23 protein-coding genes are annotated in these 21,654 nt (G+C 51.0%); 8 read left to right on the forward strand and 15 right to left on the reverse strand.

Translation table 11 applies throughout. The annotated features are described in order from the left end of the window. Positions 1–2 precede the first annotated feature (2 nt). Entirely contained in the window at positions 3–2,207 is a 2,205-nt protein-coding gene (locus ACYVC2_RS17980) for a M28 family peptidase (RefSeq protein WP_461104205.1), read from the reverse strand. Positions 2,208–2,338: 131 nt separating this feature from the next. After that, positions 2,339–3,058 (reverse strand): LolA family protein, encoded by a 720-nt coding sequence (locus ACYVC2_RS17985; RefSeq protein WP_461104207.1) that lies wholly within the window; start codon positions 3,056–3,058, stop codon positions 2,339–2,341. Between the two features lie 187 nt (positions 3,059–3,245). Here ACYVC2_RS17985 and ACYVC2_RS17990 point away from each other — a divergent pair, with 187 nt between their 5' ends. The 3 genes from ACYVC2_RS17990 to ACYVC2_RS18000 all read left to right on the forward strand — a co-directional run bounded on the left by ACYVC2_RS17990 (position 3,246) and on the right by ACYVC2_RS18000 (position 6,195). Next, on the forward strand, positions 3,246–4,466 hold the full coding sequence (locus tag ACYVC2_RS17990; RefSeq protein WP_461107182.1) for a nucleoside permease: 1,221 nt from the start codon (positions 3,246–3,248) through the stop codon (positions 4,464–4,466). A 230-nt stretch (positions 4,467–4,696) separates the two neighbouring features. Next, positions 4,697–5,473 (forward strand): exodeoxyribonuclease III, encoded by a 777-nt coding sequence (locus ACYVC2_RS17995; protein ID WP_461104209.1) that lies wholly within the window; start codon positions 4,697–4,699, stop codon positions 5,471–5,473. A 128-nt stretch (positions 5,474–5,601) separates the two neighbouring features. Further along, positions 5,602–6,195 carry a pseudouridine synthase gene (locus ACYVC2_RS18000; RefSeq protein ID WP_461104211.1) on the forward strand — a complete coding sequence of 198 codons (594 nt, stop codon included), beginning with the start codon at positions 5,602–5,604 and terminating at the stop codon, positions 6,193–6,195. A gap of 170 nt (positions 6,196–6,365) precedes the next feature. On the opposite strand, the gene radC is transcribed toward ACYVC2_RS18000, so the two are convergent. The 3 genes from radC to ACYVC2_RS18015 form a co-directional block, all read right to left on the reverse strand. Further along, a complete protein-coding gene (gene radC / locus ACYVC2_RS18005; protein ID WP_461104213.1) occupies positions 6,366–7,061 on the reverse strand; it encodes a RadC family protein in 696 nt (231 codons plus the stop codon). A gap of 113 nt (positions 7,062–7,174) precedes the next feature. Then, positions 7,175–7,441 (reverse strand): 30S ribosomal protein S20, encoded by a 267-nt coding sequence (gene rpsT, locus ACYVC2_RS18010; RefSeq protein WP_461104215.1) that lies wholly within the window; start codon positions 7,439–7,441, stop codon positions 7,175–7,177. A 215-nt stretch (positions 7,442–7,656) separates the two neighbouring features. Continuing rightward, positions 7,657–8,055 carry a Dabb family protein gene (locus tag ACYVC2_RS18015; RefSeq protein WP_461104217.1) on the reverse strand — a complete coding sequence of 133 codons (399 nt, stop codon included), beginning with the start codon at positions 8,053–8,055 and terminating at the stop codon, positions 7,657–7,659. Positions 8,056–8,144: 89 nt separating this feature from the next. Here ACYVC2_RS18015 and ACYVC2_RS18020 point away from each other — a divergent pair, with 89 nt between their 5' ends. Then, on the forward strand, positions 8,145–9,167 hold the full coding sequence (locus ACYVC2_RS18020) for a zinc dependent phospholipase C family protein (protein ID WP_461104219.1): 1,023 nt from the start codon (positions 8,145–8,147) through the stop codon (positions 9,165–9,167). Positions 9,168–9,291: 124 nt separating this feature from the next. Here ACYVC2_RS18020 and ACYVC2_RS18025 read toward each other — a convergent pair whose 3' ends face one another. Then, on the reverse strand, positions 9,292–10,170 hold the full coding sequence (locus ACYVC2_RS18025) for a sugar phosphate isomerase/epimerase family protein (protein WP_461104221.1): 879 nt from the start codon (positions 10,168–10,170) through the stop codon (positions 9,292–9,294). A 139-nt stretch (positions 10,171–10,309) separates the two neighbouring features. On the opposite strand from ACYVC2_RS18025, the gene ACYVC2_RS18030 reads away from it, so the two are divergent. After that, positions 10,310–11,518: a class I SAM-dependent rRNA methyltransferase gene (locus ACYVC2_RS18030; RefSeq protein ID WP_461104223.1), complete on the forward strand. Its 1,209-nt coding sequence runs from the start codon at positions 10,310–10,312 to the stop codon at positions 11,516–11,518. Between the two features lie 174 nt (positions 11,519–11,692). Beyond that, the gene (locus tag ACYVC2_RS18035; protein WP_461104225.1) at positions 11,693–13,429 is read left to right on the forward strand and encodes a pyruvate dehydrogenase complex dihydrolipoamide acetyltransferase; all 1,737 of its coding nucleotides are present in this window, start codon (positions 11,693–11,695) and stop codon (positions 13,427–13,429) included. A gap of 155 nt (positions 13,430–13,584) precedes the next feature. Here the strand turns inward: ACYVC2_RS18035 and trxA are convergent, their stop codons facing one another. From trxA to ACYVC2_RS18075, 8 genes are all read right to left on the reverse strand, one after another. Further along, positions 13,585–13,929, reverse strand: a complete 345-nt coding sequence (gene trxA / locus ACYVC2_RS18040; RefSeq protein WP_461104227.1) for a thioredoxin — start codon at positions 13,927–13,929, stop codon at positions 13,585–13,587. 312 nt (positions 13,930–14,241) lie between these two features. Continuing rightward, positions 14,242–14,469: a type II toxin-antitoxin system MqsA family antitoxin gene (locus ACYVC2_RS18045; protein WP_461104229.1), complete on the reverse strand. Its 228-nt coding sequence runs from the start codon at positions 14,467–14,469 to the stop codon at positions 14,242–14,244. Beyond that, positions 14,466–14,747: a DUF4258 domain-containing protein gene (locus ACYVC2_RS18050; protein ID WP_461104231.1), complete on the reverse strand. Its 282-nt coding sequence runs from the start codon at positions 14,745–14,747 to the stop codon at positions 14,466–14,468. The genes ACYVC2_RS18045 and ACYVC2_RS18050 overlap by 4 nt, the downstream gene beginning before the upstream one ends. A gap of 4 nt (positions 14,748–14,751) precedes the next feature. Then, positions 14,752–18,387, reverse strand: a complete 3,636-nt coding sequence (gene dnaE / locus ACYVC2_RS18055) for a DNA polymerase III subunit alpha (RefSeq protein ID WP_461104233.1) — start codon at positions 18,385–18,387, stop codon at positions 14,752–14,754. Continuing rightward, positions 18,387–18,512 (reverse strand): type II toxin-antitoxin system RelE family toxin, encoded by a 126-nt coding sequence (locus ACYVC2_RS18060; RefSeq protein ID WP_461104235.1) that lies wholly within the window; start codon positions 18,510–18,512, stop codon positions 18,387–18,389. Before ACYVC2_RS18060 ends, dnaE begins: the two co-directional genes overlap by 1 nt. Before the next feature lie 127 nt (positions 18,513–18,639). Further along, a complete protein-coding gene (locus ACYVC2_RS18065) occupies positions 18,640–18,831 on the reverse strand; it encodes a hypothetical protein (RefSeq protein ID WP_461104237.1) in 192 nt (63 codons plus the stop codon). Between the two features lie 39 nt (positions 18,832–18,870). Further along, entirely contained in the window at positions 18,871–19,086 is a 216-nt protein-coding gene (locus ACYVC2_RS18070; protein ID WP_461104239.1) for a hypothetical protein, read from the reverse strand. A 195-nt stretch (positions 19,087–19,281) separates the two neighbouring features. Then, positions 19,282–19,605 (reverse strand): hypothetical protein, encoded by a 324-nt coding sequence (locus tag ACYVC2_RS18075; protein ID WP_461104241.1) that lies wholly within the window; start codon positions 19,603–19,605, stop codon positions 19,282–19,284. A gap of 191 nt (positions 19,606–19,796) precedes the next feature. Here ACYVC2_RS18075 and ACYVC2_RS18080 point away from each other — a divergent pair, with 191 nt between their 5' ends. Both ACYVC2_RS18080 and ACYVC2_RS18085 read left to right on the forward strand, forming a co-directional pair. Continuing rightward, on the forward strand, positions 19,797–20,342 hold the full coding sequence (locus ACYVC2_RS18080) for a hypothetical protein (RefSeq protein WP_461104243.1): 546 nt from the start codon (positions 19,797–19,799) through the stop codon (positions 20,340–20,342). 100 nt (positions 20,343–20,442) lie between these two features. After that, entirely contained in the window at positions 20,443–20,919 is a 477-nt protein-coding gene (locus ACYVC2_RS18085; protein ID WP_461104245.1) for a nuclear transport factor 2 family protein, read from the forward strand. 75 nt (positions 20,920–20,994) lie between these two features. Here ACYVC2_RS18085 and ACYVC2_RS18090 read toward each other — a convergent pair whose 3' ends face one another. Continuing rightward, positions 20,995–21,510 carry an acyl-CoA thioesterase gene (locus ACYVC2_RS18090; RefSeq protein ID WP_461104247.1) on the reverse strand — a complete coding sequence of 172 codons (516 nt, stop codon included), beginning with the start codon at positions 21,508–21,510 and terminating at the stop codon, positions 20,995–20,997. Between the last annotated feature and the right edge of the window lie 144 nt (positions 21,511–21,654).

The raw sequence follows: 21,654 nt of genomic DNA on the forward strand, positions 1-21,654 counted from the left end.
CATTACTTACCACTACCGACTGCCGACGGACCGCTCATACCCTGCGAAAGAGCTAATAATTTATCGCTCAGGGTCTGTATCGCTTTTTTGTACCGGGCTTCTACGTCAGGCAGGTTTGCGGTGGATTTCAGGGAGGCTTCGTAGAGTAGCGCGGGCAGCATCCACGACGCGTAGCCGCTGTTGGGATCTGAGGAAGCATAGAGCGAGCGATACCACGCGCCGAAGGCATTGCCTTTGGGATCGATAAACGACCGCTCCAGCAAGCGCAATTCTTTGTTCAGCTCCGCCAGCTTATCCGTACGCCCCGACTTCAGGTAGGTTTGCCGGGCTATTTCGCAGGCATCCGCATTCTTTTTCAGGTCGGCCACTACGTTGAGTAGGGGCGAAATGGAGTATGTTGGGGCATACGCCTGAATGGCTTTTTCGGCGGCCTGGAGGTGAATGGCCAGATCGGTCGGGTAGCGGGCCACATCGTAGGGGACCAGATCGGCGTTGGCGAGCCGGAGCGTCATCGTGCCGACCACTTGCTCCATCATCGGCCCCATTTTATAGGTCGGATCGGCGAACTTGTCGTAGAAATACAGGTCGTCGTACTGCGAGTGATACAGCGTTGGCCCTTCCATCCCCGCGCTCAGCGACGGAATCCCGATGTGCATGTACGGCGCAATATGGTCCGAACCACCGCCCAGGTTGCCAATCGTCGGTTCGCCCGCCATCACCGCCGGAGCCGACGAGCCCGTCACGCGTGTGGGGTTGCCAGCCGCTTTATGACCCATCCAGTGCTGATAGACCGTTTTGTTCGAATCGGGGTATTGCACCGATTGCGTCGCTTCGATAATCAGCTTTTTCATCGAGGGCGACGCGCTGGCCCCGAACGTCCGGCCCGATACAGCCGCGTCGTAATTCATGTAGGCCACCGCTTTTTGGGTAAGCTCATCGCGGAATTGCTCGCTCCATTCGGCCGAACCGATCACACCAGGTTCTTCGGCATCCCAATGGCAGACTTTAATGGTTCGGCGCGGACGCTGGCCTGCTTTTGCCAGTTTCCCCAGCGACTCGGTCATGCTGAGCAGCATAGCCGTGCCCGAATTGGGGTCGGTAGCGCCGTAGGACCAGGCATCGTAATGACAACCGGCAATGATCCATTCATCCGGGAATTCTGCACCCGTCAGCGTACCCACGACCTGATAAATGCGCTGGATAGTTTTCTCCTGTTTAACCATCAGCCGCACTTTCAGGTCTTTACCACCTTCAAGCCGGTAAGTGTAAGGCAAGCCACCCTGCCAGCCCGCCGGAACGGCTCTGGCGCCGGTCATGCGTTTCAGTACTTCAGTCGCCGAACCGTAGGGAAGGGGCGTAACCGGGATTTTATGCAGGCCCACCGCATTCTGATCGAGCCGCTTCGGCGTATTTTTGGCGTCCATTGGCAGAGCCGCTTCGCCGGGCGTCAGCGGATCGCCGGTGTAGGGTGTCGTCAGCAACGATCCGCGCTGAATCACGCTCTCGCTGTAATACGGTCCTTCCGGAAAGGTCAGCCCACGCATGTAGCCGCTATCGGCCGGGTCAGTGAAAATGATAACCCCGATGGCCCCGGCCGCCTGCGCCCACTGCGCTTTGTACCCGCGGAAATTACCGCCGTAGCGCGCCAGCACGATCTTGTCTTTCACCGAAATGCCCATGGCTTTCAGTTGCTCGAAATCTTCCTTGCGACCGTAGTTGGCGTAGACGACCTCGGCGGTTACGTCGCCCGAACCCGACCAGGCATTATAGCCCGGTGTCAGGCGCGGATCGCTGCTGTACTTGTCTTCTTTGAACAGAAATTCCCGGATGTTCAGCGGTTGCTGGATGGGTTCGACCAGTTCGACGGCTATCTCACCGGGGCCTTTGGGCAGCAACACATCGTGCGGGTAAATGTCTACCTGCCAGCCCGCTTTGCGCATGGTTTCGGCAATGTAATCGCGCACCTGTTCATTCTCCTTCGAACCGGTAATGTGTGGAACACTGCTCAGTTTGACGAGGTGGTTTTTAAACGAGGCTGGCGACTGATGGCTTTTGAACTCGGTTTCAAGTTTGACCTGAGCCGCTTGCCGGGCCGGAACAAAACCCGACAGTGACGCGGGCGTATTGGACTGGGCCTGTACAGCAACGGCACCGAAAAAGAGTGCCAGTGTTGAAGCGGTAATTTTTAGTATAGAGGACTGTTTCATGAAATTTAGGTTGTATGAAGCCCGAATATCGGTATTTGCTGTGGTAAAGATGAAAATTTACCGCCGAATATTTGGTAAATAAAAATGAGACGCTCGTTTGAACGTCTCATTTTCTGTTGCATAAAGGCACCTTATTTCGGTTTGGCAAAAATGGCTGGATCGACATTACCGTTTACCGTAAATTTCGTTATTTTGGCTGTAATCGCGCCCGGCGCGCCAGGTGCTGTTATTTCGCTTGAATAAGGAACGCTAAGCCCATCAACTGTCTTGTAATCAGAGAATTTAGCCGTTGTCTCTCCCTGCTGGCCGCCCATACTGACTGTTCCTTTAAATCCCAGCAGCTGGAAGTTCGTGGCATCTACATAGTAATTAAAAGCGCCTTCAGGACGAGTTGTTTTAATCGTAAACACATCCTTGCCATCGAATTTCTCTTTACCTACGAGTTCGTAAGGAATCTTGTCCGATTTGGCATAGGCTAATTGAAGCATAGGGGGTTCAGTGGCGCTTTTTATCGACTTCAGGGCCTCTGCAGGCATATCCTGCGGGGTGTTGCCCCCCATCATCGGATTGATCATCCAGCCCTTGTCGTTATCGATGACGTTTGTTATCTGCTGGCCCATTACAGAAATATCGCTCCGCATCGATTTACCAACCACAAACGTACTTTTAGAGGTCAGATCCATACCCTGAATGGACATGGTTTGCTCGTATTCCAGCGTTTTAACAGCCGCAATTTTGTCAGCGCCACCTAGTGCTGTAATGTTTTTATCAATAATTTCATCGGCTGTCTGCGCGAAGGATAAAGCCGGAATTGCTGCCAGAGCAACAAGGGTAATCAGTTGTTTTTTCATGAAAGTTTAGTCAGAAACTATACCAAAGATACTGAATTCGACCCGGAAACTACTCCCTATAGGTTGCCACTTTCGAACATTGATTTCTGTCTGGCTGCCTGATGGGTAACTTTCGCCACGAGTGGCTTGCAGGGCTGACGGGCATTTTCTACCTTCATAAGTTGAAACCTTAATGAGAACTTCTACAATGCAGTCGACAACCCGCATTAAACTTTCCGTCATGATGTTCCTCCAGTTTTTCGTGTGGGGCGCCTGGTACGGTCAAGTAACAAAATATCTTGAAACACAACTCCATGCTACCGGTGTACAGCAGGGAGCAGCTTTCTCTACTTTTTCGATTGCAATGCTTGTAGCCCCCTTCTTTGTAGGGATGATTGCCGACCGGTATTTTGCCGCTCAGAAGGTGCTAGGTATTCTAAATCTGTTAGGTGCGGCCGTTTTATATTACCTTATTCAGGTTAATGATGCCGACCAGTTTTTTTGGGTACTTCTGGTTTACTGTCTGACGTTCGCCCCAACGCTTGCGTTAACCTCATCGATTGCGATGCAACAGATGACCAGTCCTGAAAAAGAATTTCCAGGTATTCGGGTTTTAGGTACTGTTTCCTGGATCGTTGTAACAAACATTGTCGGTTATTACGGCTTCGGCGATAAAGTGACGATTTTCCAGCTGTCAATGTACTCGGCGGTTATACTGGGTATTTTCTCGTTCTTTCTGCCCGACACGCCACCTAAGGCTACAACATCCACGTCTGTTTCACAGATTCTGGGACTGGATGCGTTCAAATTATTCAAAGACCGATCGTTCGCTATTTTCTTCCTGTCGTCGGTGCTGATCTGTATTCCGCTGTCGTTTTATTACGCCATGGCTAATCCCTCGCTGACCGACGGAGGGATGAAGAACGTAGAAAATAAAATGTCGCTGGGGCAGGCATCGGAAGTGATTTTTATGCTCCTGATCCCATTAGCTTATACACGGTTAGGTGTCAAAAAAATGCTTATTGTGGGGCTGGTAGCCTGGATTGTGCGGTTTATATGTTTCGGCTATGGCGATGGAGGTTCAGGCGAATGGATGCTTTTTCTGGCTATCATACTGCATGGGGTTTGTTATGATTTTTTCTTCGTGACGGGCCAGATTTATACCGATAACAAAGCCGGAGAAAAAATCAAATCATCAGCGCAGGGGCTTATTTCCCTGGCAACCTATGGCATTGGTATGGGCATCGGTTCTTATCTTTCCGGTATTGTAAAAGATATGTTTAAGACTGGAAACAGCGTTGACTGGACTTCATTCTGGCTTGTCCCAGCGGGTATCGCAGCTATTGTATTAGTTGTCTTCGTGCTACTCTTCACCGATAAGAAACGGGTCCAGACTAAAGAAGATGAACTGGTGCCAGGAAATTTATGAGTGATCTTGATCAACCGTTACCGCCATCGACCGAATGGGATTTCTGATCACCCAGCGTATTGCTGCTAGTTGTGATGAGTGGAATTCTATGTCGGTCGATGAGCGGTTCTGGCGAGTTTTCAATTGGCTAAAAGAGTATAGAATAACTTCGCCGGATAAAGCCAAAAGAAGCCTGCTTTTCGTTAAACCATATTGGCTGAAATCCTGCGAAGAGTAGAATCATTCCCTTCATGCAACTTATTTCCTATAACATCAATGGAATCCGGGCGGCTATCCGCAATGGGCTGGTCGACTGGCTTTCCGGGCAGAACTTCGATATTCTTTGCTTTCAGGAGGTGAAAGCTACTGCCGACGTTGTCGATTTGTCAATCTTCGAGCAGCTAGGTTATCAATACCACTGGCATGCGGCCGAAAAGAAAGGCTATTCCGGTGTCGCAACCTTCTCGAAACTGGCTCCGACGAATGTAGTGCTGGGCTGCGGGTTACCCGTTTATGACTGCGAAGGCCGCATCCTTCGCACGGATTTCGACGACCTGACGTTGCTGAACTGCTACTTCCCATCGGGCACGACCGGTGAGGTACGGCAGGGCGTCAAGATGGAATTTCTGCGGGATTTCCAGCAATATATAGATACGTTGCGTCAGACGCGGCCGAAGCTCATTGTGGTGGGCGACTATAACATTGCTCATACGGCCATCGATATCCATGATCCGGTGCGAAACAAAAATACGACGGGTTTCCTGCCCGAAGAGCGAGCCTGGATGGACCAGTGGTTTGGCGCAGGCATGATCGATGCGTTCCGCTATACGCACCCCGCCGACGTAGCGTATAGCTGGTGGAGTTACCGGGCGGGCGCACGAAGCAATAATAAAGGGTGGCGTATCGATTATGCGTCGGTAACCGATACCCTCCGCAACCAGATCGTGGATTGCCGGATGCTGCCCGACGCCGTACACGCCGACCATTGTCCGGTATGGTTGACTATATCTGAACCTGGATTGATGTGATTTTATTGACTGACCATGATTTTATAGCAAAAGCAATTTAATCTTTTCTGAACCATAGAGCGGGCTGTTGCTTTGTAAACCCTGTGAACTTTGCGTTCCTTTAAAAATCAGAAAATCAGTTTGATCAAATGCATTCCGGTTCAGACTACTTCCTTATTTACAAACCCTACCTCACGCTCTCGCAGTTTTCTCCGGAAGGAGAGAAGCTTACGCTGGCCGATCTGGATTATGACTTTCCTAAAGACGTTTACCCGGTTGGGCGGCTCGATGCCGACAGCGAAGGCCTGTTACTACTCACCAACGACAAACAACTGAACCACCGTCTGCTGAATCCGAAGTTTCGTCATAATCGCACGTACTATGTGCAGGTAGAAGGCGCCCTGACCATCGAAGCCTGTCATCGCCTGTCAACGGGGGTTACCATTTCAGTAGATGGGAAGCCGTATCAGTCGCTCACGGCCAGTGCTCAAATTCTTGCCGAACCTACGCTTCCCGAGCGCACCCCCCCCATCCGACACCGGGCCAACATCCCAACATCGTGGCTATCGATTTCGCTGCATGAAGGAAAAAACCGGCAGGTCCGTAAGATGACGGCCGTGGTGGGCTTTCCCACGCTTCGGCTCGTCCGCTGGGCCATCGAAGAACTTACTGCTGAAGGGATGGTACCTGGTCAGGTGCGTACGCTGAGCCGGCCCGAACTGATGCGTGGCTTACGCCTGTGAGCAGTACCGGTCAGCTGTAGAAGGCCATTTCGCCCGACCGTCTCCGGTCGGTACTACAGGGTAGCCGTTTCTGTGGTTTTGTTGTCTGATAGTCAAGGTAGTTAATTGCGGCTCGGTACAGATTAGAACCGAATTAAAATTCTTGGTAAGTGCCGTTGAACAACCGTAGATCAGAAAATACCTTCGTCGGCAAAACTGTAATACGCTTTGTCGGTGAAAATCAGGTGGTCGAGGACCGGGATATCCAGAATTCGTCCGGCATCTTTTAATTTACGGGTTAGATCTTTGTCGGCCTGCGAGGGCATCAGATTGCCCGACGGATGGTTGTGGAACAGAATCATCGACGAGGCCAGATGCTCGATGGCCTGCTTGAAAATGATTTTCGGATCGGCTACGGTGCCGGCTATGCCTCCAGTACTGATTTGTACCGGCCGCAGTATTTCGTTGGCGCGGTTCATCAGCAAAATCCAGAATTCCTCGTGCGGCTTATCCATCAGATGCGGAATCATCTCGTTGTAAGCATCGCGGGAGCAGGTAACCCGCGCCCTTTGTGGTCGGTCCTGTTCCTTGCGCCGACGCCCCAGTTCCAGAGCGGCCACGATGCTGATGGCTTTCGCTTCGCCAATCCCCCGGAATTTCGACAGGTCCTTGATGCTCAGCTTCGCCAGATCGTTGAGGTTGTTACCGACGCTCTTCAGAATGATTTTGGCAACGTCTACCGCCGTCAGATCTACCGTGCCGGAGTTGATCAGAATCGCAATCAGCTCGGCTTCCGATAAGGCAGCTTTGCCTTTGAGCATTAATTTTTCACGCGGTCGATCTTCTTCGGCCCAGCTTTGAATGGTTCCGGGATTCTGGTAAGCCATCGGTGCAAGTAAGTTACGAGTGGATTTTCGTTGACAAAATGCACAAAAAAACCTTACCTACAAAAAAGGTAAGGTTCCTGAAATGAAGATCGACGGCTACAACAGCACGGCTACTAGGCAGCCGCAGGTTTCAGACCATTCACCAGACGAGCCAGTTTCGATTTGTTGTTGGCTGCTTTGTTTTTGTGAATGATGTTACGCTTTGCCAGTTTGTCCAGCGCCGACGAAACGGTTTTGAACAGTTCGACAGCCATAGCGTGGTCGGTTGTGGTACGGAGTTTTTTGACCATGTTCCGGGTCGTAACATGCTGATAACGGTTCTGAAGCCGCTTCTTGGCACTCGACCGGATTGCTTTTTTGGATGACTTATGGTTTGCCATTGGTATATAAATGAGATCGTTGTCGCGATATGAGGGCGCAAAAATAAGAATTTCGGTTGGAACAACCAATAGTTCCAGCCGAAATTCTTGATAGAGTAGTCATTGATAGTCATTTAGCTGGCATTCATTGACATTAAATAGTCGTTGATTGCCAGTCTGGAACTTGCGATTAAAAACCACCGAATGACAACTAAATGACTATCAATGACCAGGCATTACTGCCGAATATCAGCGTTAACGATCAGCGATTTTTCCCAGATTCCCTGGTTCTGAGTTACGAATTGTTTGTAGGCTGCGCTATTCTCGAACGTCCTGATGTCGGCCTCACTCTGAAACGTCAGGTAGTGTACAACGTCATAGTCAGAAACAGCCTGATTTGGCAAAATCGTCTTGCCCGAGGTGTAATTGACGACCTGTGGAATTTCGTGCTTTAGCGCTGCAAAACCATTCATATGCTGCTCAATAGCTCCATTTTCCACCCCTTTTTTAAATTTTATGCACACAATCTGCTGTTTCTGGGCTTTGCGCGCGGGGGAGTAAGCACCATAGATTGTTAAAGCAAACGCACACATCAGCACAATGATGAGTGTATAACCTTTCGATTTGGCATTCATGATTATCTTATTTTTTATTTTTTCGAAATTTTATTCTGATTCACACGGTCGTTTAAATGAATAGTTAAATATTTTTCCTTTAAAGTACCATGTTTTGTCAAATGTACAACGGTTTTATTTGGTTGTTGTTTTCTGGCTCTATTTTTTTCGGAAGTTTAGTAAGCGGCAGGCCACATTATCCAATTCATCAGACGGGGTCACGGCCTGTCTGGGGCTTTTTTGCGCACCAGAAGATCAACCGACTGGCCGTTTTTACCCTGCCCACCGACATGATGCCGTTCTTTAAAAAACACATCAATTTTCTGACCGACAATGCCGTCAATCCCGATAAGCGCCGGTACGCTGTCGTTGGTGAAGCGCCCCGCCATTTCATCGATCTGGATGCCTATCCGGACACATCCGTGGCGACCTTGCCCCGGTACTACAAGGAGGCATCCGAACGGTACGGAGCCGATACGCTGGCGTTGCATGGCCTGGTACCCTGGCAAATTCAACTGACCAAATACCAGTTGACGGAAGCGTTCAGGCAGCGTAACGTCCGCCGAATTTTGCGCGTAGCCGCCGACCTGGGTCACTACATTGCGGATGCCAACGTGCCGCTGCATACCACCCGTAATTACAACGGTCAGCTGACGAATCAGCAGGGTATTCATGGGTTCTGGGAATCGCGCTTACCGGAATTGTTCAGTATGGATTATGATTTCCTGACGGGGCAGGCCGACTATGTGTATTCTCCGCAGAAAGCCGCCTGGCAGGCAGTATTTCGGGCTAATGCGGGTCTGGATTCGGTGTTGCGTTTCGAGCGGCAGTTAACCACGGAAATAGGCGAAGCACGCAAATTTGGTTTTGAGGAGCGCAACGGGATTACCACCAAAGTGTATTCGGCAGAGTTTTCTCAACGCTATCACGAACGCCTGCGCGGGCAGGTCGAGCGACAGATGCGGGCGTCGGTTAAGATGGTCGGCGATTTCTGGTATACCTGTTGGGTCGATGCAGGCCAGCCCGATCTGCGATCATTGGCTAGCTACCAGCTCACGGAGGAAGAACAAAAGGCAGAAGCCGACGAAAAGAAAAGCTGGCTGAAACGGTTATTTTCAGCCAGGGAAGAGTAATCTGAACCGCGTCGGCGGCCCGGCAGGATTTTTATGATTTTACTGACTGACTTTGATTAATCCGCTTTCGTAGAAAGCTTAAGTTTGAAATCAAAGTCAGTCAGTTAAATCACATAAATCCTGGTCAGACTTCCAGCGTTTTCATGTACTCAGCGTCGTTTTTCAGGCTGGCCAGTGACGATTGAGGATACTCTTCCTGCTCAACCAGGTAATATTTGATGCCGCTGTCCATGGCGATCCGCAGGGTCTTCTTGAAATCGACATTTCCTTTGCCGATATCATTCTGAACGGGCTTGCCGTCTTTTACGGTATAGTCTTTTATGTGGCAAAGCTCATACCGCTTGCCATATTTTTTCAGGTGCGCTGCGGTATCGACGCCTGCTACGTCGATCCAGCACAGGTCCAGCTCGAACATGACGTTTTTGGGGTCGGTATTCTCCAGCAAAAATTCCTGCGGTAACTTACCATCGAGCGGCCGGAACGAATAATCGTGGTTATGATAACCGAACTTCAGACCAGCTTTTTTGACTTCCTGGCCCACCGTGTTGAACTGCTCCGCAATTTTCTTCCAGTCGTCCCAGGTTTTCTGCGGTCCCATGTACGGGCAAAGCAGGTAAGACAAGCCCGCGTCGTGTGCCATTTCAATGCTCTTCTTGAGCTCGTCGGGCTTGTCGGCCTGCGCTTTATAATTGAAATGGGTGCTAACCATCTTCACGCCCAGCCCGTCGAGAAACGACTTGATTTCTTTGGGTTGCATACCCCACAGAAAGCCCTGCTGACCGCTGAAGCTCTCGAACTGTTTGTAGCCCATCTGCGCCAGTTGAGTCATGACGCCTTTGGGATCTTTGGGCAGCACGTCGCGAACGCTGAAAAGCTGAACGCCGAAAGGACTGATTTTTTTGGTAGGAGCCAGCCAGTTTGCGGCTAAAGAACTCGTTTGGTTAAGCGCAAATGTACCAGCCGTGAGTAAGCCAGCTTGTTTAAGAAAACTGCGTCGTTGCATAAATAGAAAAAAGTTTGCGGCATTAGAACGTAAAAGTAGTGAAGTATGATGAGTGAAAAATGAAGAATAATGGTGTTGCTTTTATTCTTCACTTTTCACTCGTCACTCTTCACTACTTTTGTGCTCTTTTTTGAAGCGAATGACATTTTCGAAATTATATCTGCAAGCGGGTCGGGATGAAGCCGTTCGGCGCTTTCACCCCTGGGTATTTTCCCGCGCCATCGGTCGCTACGAAGGCAATCTGAACGACGGCGATGTCGTGGAGGTATTCGACAGCAAAAAGAACTACCTGGCTACCGGCCATTACCATGACGGGAGTATTGCTGTGCGTATCTTTTCGTTCGGAGCCACGACGGGTGGTCCGGTTACCCCTGATTTGCCTTACTGGACACAAAAATTAACGCACATTCGGGCTATTCGCCAGGCAATCGTAACCGGCGAAACCAATTGCTACCGACTGGTTCATGGCGAAGGCGATGGCTGTACGGGCCTCATTGTCGATATGTATAATGGGGTTGCCGTACTCCAGGCGCACTCCATTGGCATGCACCGCGAGCGCGAACTGATTTCCGAAGCGCTGAGGGCGGTGTTCGGCGAAGAGTTGAAGGCGGTATATGATAAAAGTGCCGATACCCTGCCCGACGAATACGGCGCAACAGTGACCAATGGCTATTTGTTCGGTCGGACACCGGTGCCGCATCCAGTTCTGGAGAATGGCAACACCTTCCTGGTCGACTGGATCACGGGGCAAAAAACGGGTTTTTTCCTCGACCAGCGCGATAATCGAGCACTGCTCGCGCAATACGCTCAGGGAAAAGATGTGCTCAACGCCTTCTGCTATTCCGGCGGTTTTTCGGTATACGCGCTTAAAGCCGGCGCCCGGCTGGTGCACTCGGTCGACGTGTCGCAGAAAGCCATCGACCTGACGAACCAGAACGTGGCCGCCAATTTTGGCGAAACTGGCCAACACGAAGCCTACGCTGAGGAGGTTATGCACTATCTTAAAGAACACGGTCCGTCGCACGGTGATCATCAGTATGACGTGGTGGTACTCGATCCGCCCGCTTTTGCCAAGAGCCTGTCGGCGCGTCACCGGGCTGTGCAGGGCTATAAGCGTCTAAATGCCGAAGGGTTTCGTCGAGTGGCCAAAGGCGGAATTTTATTCACATTTTCGTGTTCTCAGGTAGTCGACCGGGAGTTGTTTTATAACACCATCGTGGCGGCTGCCATCGAAGCGGGGCGGCAGGTGCGGGTGTTGCATCACCTAAGCCAGCCCGCCGATCATCCGGTCAGTTTGTTTCATCCGGAAGGGGGGTATCTAAAAGGGTTGGTGCTTTGGGTAGAATGAGAGGCAGTGCAGAATGAAGAGTAGACTGACACAAGTTATTCTTCACTTTTCACTCTTCATTCTTCACTACTTTTCCCCGCTTTCCGCTAATTTTGGGACTCAACTGGAGTGCCAGCCCAGCGCGTAGGCGATCTGCCGGTTTTTTCGTATAACCCGATACATACATAGCTGCATATGGCTGAATTAATTCGAATGCCCAAAATGAGCGACACCATGACCGAAGGCGTCATTGCGGAGTGGCACAAAAAAGTGGGCGATAAGGTAAAATCCGGCGACGTACTGGCCGAAGTGGAAACCGATAAAGCCACCATGGACCTGGAGGCTTATGAAGAAGGTACACTGCTGTATATTGGTGTTGAAAAAGGCGCATCTGTGCCGGTCGATGGCGTACTGGCGATTATCGGGGCGGATGGCGAAGATTACAAAGCCCTGCTAAACGGGTCGAGTGGTGGGAGTCAGGAAGCTCCGCCTGCGCCGAAACCAGAGCCCACCCCTGCTCCGGCCAACAGCGCAAGTGGTGAGGTCGCTACGAAATTGCCCGATCAGAAAGCTGTTTCGGCGGCTCCGGCCGAGAACGTAAATGCTTCGGTCATTCGGATGCCGAAAATGAGCGATACCATGACCGAAGGAACCATCGTGGCCTGGCACAAAAAAGAAGGCGACACGGTGAAATCGGGCGATATTCTAGCCGAAGTGGAAACCGACAAAGCCACCATGGACCTGGAGGCTTATGAAGAAGGTACACTGCTGTATATTGGCGTAAAAGAAGGCTCGTCCGTCGCCGTCGATGATATCATTGCCGTGGTCGGTGAGAAAGGTGCCAATTTTAAAGTACTTCTGGAAGGTGGCGGTGGCGCACCCGCGGGTGGTCAGGAAGCTGCAACGGGTGAAGGAGGTAGCGCTACGGCTCAGCAAAATCCGCAGGCCAATCTACCGGCCGATGCCGACACCGACTTATCTTACGCGGGGGGGGCTGGCGACGTTTCGGAAGCGAACGGACGCCTGAAAGCGTCTCCGTTGGCCAAGCGCATTGCTGAAGAAAAGGGTATCAATCTGACGCAGGTAAAAGGGTCGGGACCAGAAGGGCGTATTGTTAAAAGCGATGTCGAATCGTTCGTGCCGGGCGCTGCTCCCGCGCCGAAACCAGCGACTCCGCAACCGGCTGCTCAGCCTGCTCCGGCGCCAGCCGCTGCATCGGCACCTGCTCCGCAACCCGCACCAGCACCCGCCGGTGAGTACGAAGATATTCCGGTTAGCCAGATGCGCAAAACGATTGCCCGTCGGTTGAGCGAAAGCCTGTTTACAGCTCCGCATTTCTACCTGACCATGGAAATCAACATGGACAAGGCGATGGATCTGCGGACGATGGTCAACGGCGTTAGCCCGGTGAAGGTGTCGTTCAACGATTTCGTGATCAAGGCCGCTGCGCTGGCGCTGAAACAGCACCCGAACGTAAACTCGTCGTGGCTGGGCGATAAGATCCGGAAATACAAATACGTCAATATCGGGGTAGCGGTAGCCGTGGATGAAGGGTTGCTGGTGCCGGTGGTTCGTAACGCCGATCAGAAAACCCTGTCGACCATTTCGGGTGAAGTGAAAGATCTGGCCGGAAAAGCCAAAGATAAAAAACTGCAGCCCAAAGACTGGGAAGGCAGCACATTCTCGATCTCGAACTTGGGTATGTTTGGCATCGACGAATTTACGGCCATTATCAACCCGCCGGATTCCTGTATCCTGGCCATCGGTACGATCAAGCAGACCGTGAAATTCGAAGGTGAGGTAGCCAAGCCAACGAATGTAATGAAAGTAACCCTGTCCTGCGACCACCGCGTGGTGGATGGCGCTACGGGGGCGGCTTTCCTGCAAACGGTTAAGCAATTGCTGGAAGATCCTATGCGGATGTTGGTGTAAACTATCCGAAAGCTCTTTGTCATTCCGACGCAGGAGGAATCTTAAACCTTCCTATACGCCAAGTTTAAGGTTCCTCCTGCGTCGGAATGACATTATAAAAAAAGGCCGCTCCTGAAATTTCAGGAGCGGCCTTTTTTTATAAAAGAAACTGGAAATTAGATCGTTGCGGGTTCCAGAGCGCCCTGCAGCTTTTGCTCCAGTACGTTCTTAGGAACGGCGCCAATGACTTTATCGACCAATTGGCCGTTTTTGAAGATCATCAGGGTGGGGATGCTGCGGATACCAAATTTAGCAGGCACCTGCGAGTGCTGATCAACGTCCATTTTCGCCACAACGGCTTTCCCTTCGTATTCACCGGCCAGTTGCTCGACAACGGGACCGATCATCTTACAGGGACCGCACCATTCGGCCCAGAAATCTACTAAAACAGGTTTGTCAGAATTTATAAGATCGTTGAAGTTCGCGTCGGTCGCTTCTACGGCATGTGTTCCTGCTGCCATGACTGAAAATAGTTTATTTGTTGAACTTGTTTCATGCACATAAACCGTTTTTCAGGCGATTAGTTCCGGGAATATCTGCGACTGCATGCGCCAGCCTGATAATCCGTAACGGGAATCCTTGAGCGATAGCAAGGTTTGCTTAGAGACATCCTTTGCTCTGCTGCTTGTGGTAATCCTCAGATTTAGCTGCGTGCTATTTCGCTTAAACATCTGCTCAACGGCATGAAGCTTATAAGTTACCCTGCTACAATTTATGTGCTTACTCACCTAGCAACTCACACCGTCCATGGCCACTAGCGCTCGCAGGAAGACTTAGGCGGCCTGTAGCCGAATGACTTCCAGTTCGGCACCTTTGGAAACGGCCTCCTGAGCCTGAGTTAGTAAGCGATTGGTGATGTCGCTGTCAAAATATTTCTCTCCACAATTTGGACAAATGCGGGCGGGAACCTCTTTAAAAACGATGATGGCTCCGTCACGTTCTAACGTAACAGTAGTAAAGCCCATCTCAGGTGTGCCAACTTTACAGGTTAGACAAATCATCGCTTTTGGGTTTTAAAATCAGGTTCCCAAAGAAAAACAGTGGGTTCGTAAGCCGTAACAATATAACACTCACCAACCTCATCCTGCGCTATTACGATATGAATGGGCCGTTCAGCAACAAAGGCCAAACGCAGAATGCTCGGATATGGTTTGTCGCCTGGGTATTCGGCAATGGTTTCGCCGTTTCTAATTACTTCTTCCACCTCAGGTTGCGTGATGTTTCGCTTGAACATTTGCTCAACGGCATGAAGTTTATAGGTTACCCTGCTACAATCCATAGGCCTACGCTACCTTGCAACTCACGCCGTCCATGGCTTCCAGCGCTCGTAGGAAGGTGTTGGCCGGGAACACTTTTACCGTTCGGGCCTGTAGGCTGACCTCAATGCGTTCGATCGGATCGACTACATTCAGCGACAGAGTGCAGGTGCCCGGATGCGCATTGACCAGTTCGTTGATCTGACTGATCAACTGTGCATTCAGCGAATCAAGCGTTAGTGATACGCGCACTTCCTTGCAGAATTTCTCCCGCATTTCGGTCAGAAGACGAATGTTGGTTGCCTTGAACTCCAGATTTTCGGAGTTCCAGCGGTTCTGCGTTTTGCCCGTGATGTGCAGAAAGCGTCCCACGTCGATGTACTGACCCATGCGTACGTAGTCGTCGCCGAAGAGCGCCAGCTCGATGGCGGTGTTGTAGTCTTCGATCTTGAAAATACAGAACGGATTACCGTTTTTGGCGATCTTGGTCTGCACTGAGGAAACAATCCCCGCTACTTTAATTTCCGGAGTTTTTATCTCGTAAATCTTATCCAGCGTGCAGTTGCAGAAACCTTCGAGTTCGAGTTTGAATTCGTCGAGCGGGTGGCCTGTGATGTAGAAACCAACTACATCTTTCTCGAATTTAAGCTTCTCGATCTGATTCCATTCCGGCACCGTTGGCGCTTTAGGGCGGGGCAGCATCGGTTCGCCCCCCGTCAGCGCACCAAACAGCGACTGCTGGGCGGCTGCTTTCTCGGTATGGTAGTTGTTGGCGTAGCGGATGATCTTATCCAGAAAAGGCGAGGTTTCCGTCTCCGGAACATCGAAATACTGAGCCCGGTGATATTCGTCGATGGAGTCGAATGCACCGGCGTAGGCCAGTGATTCCCAGGTTTTTTTGTTGACCGTGCGGAGGTTTACCCGGATGGCAAAGTCGAAAATGTCTTTATAGGCACCGCCCGCTTTTCGTTCCTCGATAATGGCTTCGACGGCCGCGTCGCCCGCGCCTTTGATACCGCCCAGCCCGAACCGGATTTCGCCCTTGGTGTTCACGCCAAACACTCGCTCCGATTCGTTCACGTCGGGACCAAGCACCTGGATACCCAGATTTTTACACTCTTCCAGGAAGAACGTAATCTTTTCGATGTTGCCAAGGCTGCTGGTCAGGACAGCCGCCATGTATTCCGACTGATAGTAGGTTTTGAGGTAGGCCGTCTGATAGGCTACGAACGCGTAACAGGTCGAGTGCGATTTGTTGAAGGCGTACGACGCAAAGGCTTCCCAGTCGGTCCAGATTTTCTCGCAGGTTTTTAGCGGGAGTTTATTGGCCGCGCAGCCTTCCATAAACTTGCCCTTCATCTTGTCGAGCGTCGCGCGGTCTTTCTTCCCCATCGCCTTCCGCAGCACGTCGGCATCGCCCTTGGTAAAGTTACCGAGCTTCTGCGACAGCAGCATCAATTGCTCCTGATAGACCGTAATGCCGTAGGTATCGGCCAGAAACTCTTCCATTTCCGGCAGGTCGTACTTCACTTCTTCCCGACCATGCTTACGGGCGATGTAGTTCGGAATGTAGGCAATCGGCCCCGGACGATAGAGGGCATTCATGGCAATGAGGTCGCCAAAGCGGTCGGGCTTCAGGTCCTTCATGTGCTTCTTCATCCCGTCGGATTCGAACTGAAAAATGGCGTTGGTTTCGCCCCGCTGAAACAGCTCGTACGCTTTTGGATCGTCGAGCGGAATATCATCGATATCGGTTTCGACGCCATCGATCAGCAGCCCACCATGATTTTGCTTAATGAGCCGCAGGCATTCCTTGATGATGGTCAGGTTGCGCAACCCCAGAAAATCCATCTTGATAACGCCCGCATCCTCGATAACTTTTCCTTCGTACTGCGTGATAATCAGGTTGGTATCTTTCGAGGTCGATACCGGTACGATGTTTGACAGATCGTCGGGAGCAATGATGATTCCGGCGGCATGCACGCCCGTGTTGCGCACGGTGCCTTCGAGTCGACGCGCCTGCTGCAATACGTTCTGGACTTTCTCGGTATCGATCAGTTTCATGGCCCGGCCCGTGTTCTGATCGCCCGATTCGAGCGCCCGCATTCGCTTTACGTTCTCGACCTCTTCGGGCTGAATTACGCCTGCCAAGCCGCCCGGCCCGTCGATCGGATCCTCGAAGATCCGCTTGAGGGTCATGTTATACGTCGGCTTGTCGGGCACCAGCTTGGCCAATGCATTAGCATCGGATAATGGTAAGTCCATCACCCGGCTCACGTCTTTGATCGCCGATTTGGCCGCCATCGTACCGTATGTAACGATAGCCGCTACCTGCTGTTTCCCGTATTTATCGACCACGTAATCGATGACCCGCTGACGGCCTTCGTCGTCAAAATCCGTATCGATATCGGGCATCGATTTCCGGTCGGGGTTGAGGAACCGTTCGAACAGCAGGTCATATTTGATCGGGTCGATGTTGGTAATGCCAATGCAGTAGGCTACGGCGCTACCGGCGGCACTGCCCCGTCCTGGCCCCACCATTACGCCCAGGTCGCGCCCGGCTTTGATGAAGTCGGCTACGATCAGGAAGTAACCGGCGAAGCCCATGGTCTTGATCGTGAATAGTTCGAAATCAAGCCGTTCCTGGGCTTTCTGGTCGATCTCGCCCCAGCGTTTTTTAGCACCTTCGTAGGTCAGGTGTTTCAGGTATTCCCACTGGTTCGCGACGTCGTCGGTGTGTATCTGAAACTCCTGCGGAATCGGGAAATTCGGCAGGAGAATGTCGCGTTTCAGCTTCAGCACTTCAACCTTATCGACAATCTCGTTGGTGTTGTCGATAGCTTCGGGCAGGTCGTGGAAGAGCGTGCTCATCTCCTGCGTGTTCTTAAAATAGAACTGGTCGGAAAAGAACGCAAAGCGGGTATTCTTGGGCATTACTTCGTCGTCGCTGAATTCCTTCATCGACGGTGTACTTTGCTTTTCGCCCGTGTTTACACACAGCAGAATATCGTGAGCGACCCAGTCGTCGCGATCGACGTAGTGCGAATCGTTTGAGGCAATGATCTTGACGTTGTACTTGCGGGCAAGTTTCACCAGCACCTGGTTGGCTTTGATCTGGTCCGGAATTTCGTGGCGTTGCAGCTCGACGTAATAATCCTCGCCGAACCGATCGAGCCACCATTTGAACTCCGCTTCGCCCGCTTCTTCACCTTTTTTCAGAATGGTTTTAGGAACGATGGCACCGATGCAGCAGGTCGTGGCAATCAGACCCTCTTTGTATTGATCAATCAACGCTTTGGTGACCCGCGGGTATTTGCCGTATAGGCCCTCCATATACCCCAGAGAGCAGAGTTTCGCCAGGTTTTTATATCCCTGCGGATTCTTGGCCAGCAGCAACTGATGGTAGCGGATGTCCTTCTGTTCTTTGGTGAACTGTTTGCGCGTATGATCGTCCACCACATAAAATTCACAGCCGACAATCGGTTTGATTCCCTGTTTACTGGCTTCGGCCACGAACTCGAATACGCCGAACATGTTACCGTGATCCGTAATGGCTACGGCGGGCATGTTATCAGCTTTGGCCTTCTTGATCAGCTTTTTAATGTCGGCCTGGCCATCGAGCAGCGAATATTGGGTGTGGCAGTGGAGGTGCGAAAATTGCATTAGCTATAGATATCTTTGCGGTCGCCAATGGCAACTATGGTTATTGTAAGTATGCCGTCATCAATGGTATAGATGACACGATAATCACCTATACGAATTCGATACGAGTCTTTTTGGCCTTTCAATTATTTGCAGCCATCGGGTCGGGGTTCGTCGGCCAGTAGTTGTATTCTATCCCGAATGCGTATGATCACTGGTACAGGTAGACGAGCCAATTCTTTCTCGGCCGATTTTTTAATCAGGACCCTGTATTTACTCATTAGCTGCTTTGTCTGCTAAAATCCGATCAACGACTAGCGCAAACTCTTCGGTTGGCTCGTCGCGCCGGGCTTCGGCTTCCAAACTGTCTAAAAAGTCATCTAGTTCTTCTCTATACGTTTGAATATTGATGACTACGGCCGTACGACGGCCATTATCATCAGTCAGATAGTTGATGCCTTTCATGAACGTTTGTGTTTTCTTACTTCGTAAAGAATAAACTGCTTATTCATCAATAAACCGACTTTTGTTCCTGGCCCACCAATCGGCCTTGCTCTGTTCGCCAAGGGCTTCGATATCCTCTCCAAAATTGAACTGCGCAGCCAATTCTTCCAGACGAATTCGCTCAATTAATTGAGCTAACCATTGTCGGTCAACAGCAGACCGATCAATCGAAATCAGATATTTGTCGGACTGAGTATCTAAGTGGATCGTTGTCATCGGTACGGCTATTGTATAGTTCGTCAGATAAAGTTAATTAGTTTTCGACGGGCAATCGCCAGGTTAGTCGCGAGAATTTTTGTGGGAATAAGCTAATCCGTTGAGGGTGAAACGGATCGGATGGCTAACGTTACCGCTCATAACGACTCACCCCGCTCAGGCCTGGTGGCGGGCTCATCTGGTGCAGTAAGTGGTCTACGACTCATCACTGGCCAGGAGGCCGGTTACACCGAAAAGCAACGTTCCTATCACTTTAGGGCCAACCTTCTTTCCCGTAAATCGGCCAAACTCACGCATCCAGCGGGTCTTTTCTACCACCTTAGCCCCGGTTTCGCGTAAGGCCTCGCTCGCTTCCTTACCGGCAGCCCGCTTACTAAAGTACATGACGGGGGCGCTTAGACCCAATACCGAAATGCCCACCAGGGTTCCGGCTACCGCACCGACAGTGCCCGACAGCTCTTTACTCTGTTCTTCTAACTGCTTCCATTTTCCTTCGAAATCGTACTCTTTAGCGTCCATGACTATAGCATATTAAGATGAAAGGAACAGCAATGCTTAAAGATACAGACTGGTGGTATAGATACTGCAATAGAAAGCAGTAATTGTAACGATTAAGCCGGATTGATCGTCGGCGAGGCCATTCAGGGTTATTTGCTTGTATTCTTTTTAAACGAACTTATATCTGATGAACTGGCTGGGGCGTTTGATAGATGATTTATCAACGTAAACCATCGATCAACGAACCCATGTTCAAATCATATGCTGTCCGATCGCTGCGCAATCTGTTGCTGGCTGCACTTTTTATCAGTGGTTTAACGACAGCCTGCAAAAAATCGGGCGGTTCCGATCCGACCGTCGATCCCCGCGATCAATACGTCGGTACGTATACGGGAACCTATCGAAACACCATTTATATTGTGGCCGATATATTTGGAAGTCCCAGGGCAGGTGATGCTACCGCGACTATTACGAAAGGGTCGAATGCTAAAGAAATTTATATTGAGCTGGTTACCGCCGGTGATATCACCGGCGACCGGAACCTGAAGGTAACCGCTGAACTGGATGGCGTAAATTTTACGGTTATCGACAAAAACACGGATACGATCCCTATCGGCAATCCGGTTGGCTCAGATTATACCGCCAGTGGTGTTTTTGATCCAAATACCAAGACGTTTTCCTATTCATCTGTGGCGAATGGTCTTCGAAACGGAGCCCAGTATAAGCAGACGTATGAGGTAGTTGCCACGAAAAAGTAAGCTGGTCAGTTACTTGCACGAGTGCATACTGACTATGAGCCGGGCGGTAGAAAATACGCCCGGATAGCTTTTCTGACCGATCACGTATCGACTTTCGGTTATGAAATACCTATTTACGTTCTGCCTGATCCTGGCAGTTCAGCTTGTGCAGGCGCAAACCGCCGTATCGACTTCAGCAGGTGCCAGCACCGCTTCAAGAACTCAGTCTGCCGACGAGAAGGCCGTACTGGCGGTCGAGAGACAGCGCTTCGACGCGCAGGTCCATAAAGATTATGCGGTACTGGATCGTGTACTGGCTAACGATCTGATCTACACGCACTCCAACGGCAACACCGACACCAAAGAATCTTACATTCAGTCGATTCGGGACGGGAAATCGCAGTACGATGCCATCGATATCGAAGAGCAGAAAGTACGCCTGTATGGCAACACGGCCATCATCAACGGTATATGTATGATCAAAGCCATGAACAATGGCGAAACCATCAACACTCACCTGAAATACACCGACGTGTATGTGCGGAAAGGCAACCAGTGGCAGATGGTTACGTGGCAATCGTTTAAAATGGCCAAGTAAGTTGTTTCCGATAGGATTAACAGGACATACAGGATTACGTAAACAATAAATAATCCTGTATGTCCTGCCAGAAACTTACACTTTCAGATATTCCCGCAACTCTGTCGCGTCGTGGGCGTTCATGCGCCCGGCCAGCACCAGCCGCAACTGTCGCCGACGCAGGGCACTCTCATAGCGCTCTTTCTCCTCGGGGGTTTCCGGAATGACGGGTGGCACTTCGATGGGGCGACCGCTCTGGTCGACGGCGACGAACGTATAAAACGCGCTGTTGGTGCTCACCCGAATCCCCGCCGGAATGTCTTCGGCCCAGACCTCAATGAACACTTCCATCGATGAACTGAACGCCCGGGTTACCTGCGCTTTCATGGTGACGATGTTGCCCAGGCGGACGGGCTGGGCAAAAGATACGTTATCGACCGAGGCCGTAACCACAATCCGGTTCGAGTGTTTCTGAGCGGCAATGGCGGCCGCAATATCCATGAAGTGCAGAAGTCGCCCACCCATCAGATTATTGAGGGTATTGGTATCATTGGGAAGCACCATTTCGGTCATGACCGTTACGGATTCGCGGGCGTGTTTGGGTTGGGGCATACTTTACTGGGAGCGGTCGACGGATGAAGCGGTAACCGGCTCGCTGTAAAGCAACCATGCAAAAGGCAAACGGGCAAGCCAAACGCTAAACTTTACGGGTAGTGGTCCCTGAATACGCGTAAAACAGCAGCTAATCTTCATTAT

This window comes from Spirosoma koreense, from assembly GCF_054777875.1.

Coding starts and splice junctions, on each gene's coding strand:
- ACYVC2_RS17980 (WP_461104205.1), bottom strand. CDS start 2,207: ATGAAACAGTCCTCTATACTAAAAATTACCGCTTCAACACTGGCACTC.
- ACYVC2_RS17985 (WP_461104207.1), bottom strand. CDS start 3,058: ATGAAAAAACAACTGATTACCCTTGTTGCTCTGGCAGCAATTCCGGCT.
- ACYVC2_RS17990 (WP_461107182.1), top strand. CDS start 3,246: ATGCAGTCGACAACCCGCATTAAACTTTCCGTCATGATGTTCCTCCAG.
- ACYVC2_RS17995 (WP_461104209.1), top strand. CDS start 4,697: ATGCAACTTATTTCCTATAACATCAATGGAATCCGGGCGGCTATCCGC.
- ACYVC2_RS18000 (WP_461104211.1), top strand. CDS start 5,602: ATGCATTCCGGTTCAGACTACTTCCTTATTTACAAACCCTACCTCACG.
- radC (WP_461104213.1), bottom strand. CDS start 7,061: ATGGCTTACCAGAATCCCGGAACCATTCAAAGCTGGGCCGAAGAAGAT.
- rpsT (WP_461104215.1), bottom strand. CDS start 7,441: ATGGCAAACCATAAGTCATCCAAAAAAGCAATCCGGTCGAGTGCCAAG.
- ACYVC2_RS18015 (WP_461104217.1), bottom strand. CDS start 8,055: ATGAATGCCAAATCGAAAGGTTATACACTCATCATTGTGCTGATGTGT.
- ACYVC2_RS18020 (WP_461104219.1), top strand. CDS start 8,145: ATGTTTTGTCAAATGTACAACGGTTTTATTTGGTTGTTGTTTTCTGGC.
- ACYVC2_RS18025 (WP_461104221.1), bottom strand. CDS start 10,170: ATGCAACGACGCAGTTTTCTTAAACAAGCTGGCTTACTCACGGCTGGT.
- ACYVC2_RS18030 (WP_461104223.1), top strand. CDS start 10,310: ATGACATTTTCGAAATTATATCTGCAAGCGGGTCGGGATGAAGCCGTT.
- ACYVC2_RS18035 (WP_461104225.1), top strand. CDS start 11,693: ATGGCTGAATTAATTCGAATGCCCAAAATGAGCGACACCATGACCGAA.
- trxA (WP_461104227.1), bottom strand. CDS start 13,929: ATGGCAGCAGGAACACATGCCGTAGAAGCGACCGACGCGAACTTCAAC.
- ACYVC2_RS18045 (WP_461104229.1), bottom strand. CDS start 14,469: ATGATTTGTCTAACCTGTAAAGTTGGCACACCTGAGATGGGCTTTACT.
- ACYVC2_RS18050 (WP_461104231.1), bottom strand. CDS start 14,747: ATGGATTGTAGCAGGGTAACCTATAAACTTCATGCCGTTGAGCAAATG.
- dnaE (WP_461104233.1), bottom strand. CDS start 18,387: ATGCAATTTTCGCACCTCCACTGCCACACCCAATATTCGCTGCTCGAT.
- ACYVC2_RS18065 (WP_461104237.1), bottom strand. CDS start 18,831: ATGAAAGGCATCAACTATCTGACTGATGATAATGGCCGTCGTACGGCC.
- ACYVC2_RS18070 (WP_461104239.1), bottom strand. CDS start 19,086: ATGACAACGATCCACTTAGATACTCAGTCCGACAAATATCTGATTTCG.
- ACYVC2_RS18075 (WP_461104241.1), bottom strand. CDS start 19,605: ATGGACGCTAAAGAGTACGATTTCGAAGGAAAATGGAAGCAGTTAGAA.
- ACYVC2_RS18080 (WP_461104243.1), top strand. CDS start 19,797: ATGATTTATCAACGTAAACCATCGATCAACGAACCCATGTTCAAATCA.
- ACYVC2_RS18085 (WP_461104245.1), top strand. CDS start 20,443: ATGAAATACCTATTTACGTTCTGCCTGATCCTGGCAGTTCAGCTTGTG.
- ACYVC2_RS18090 (WP_461104247.1), bottom strand. CDS start 21,510: ATGCCCCAACCCAAACACGCCCGCGAATCCGTAACGGTCATGACCGAA.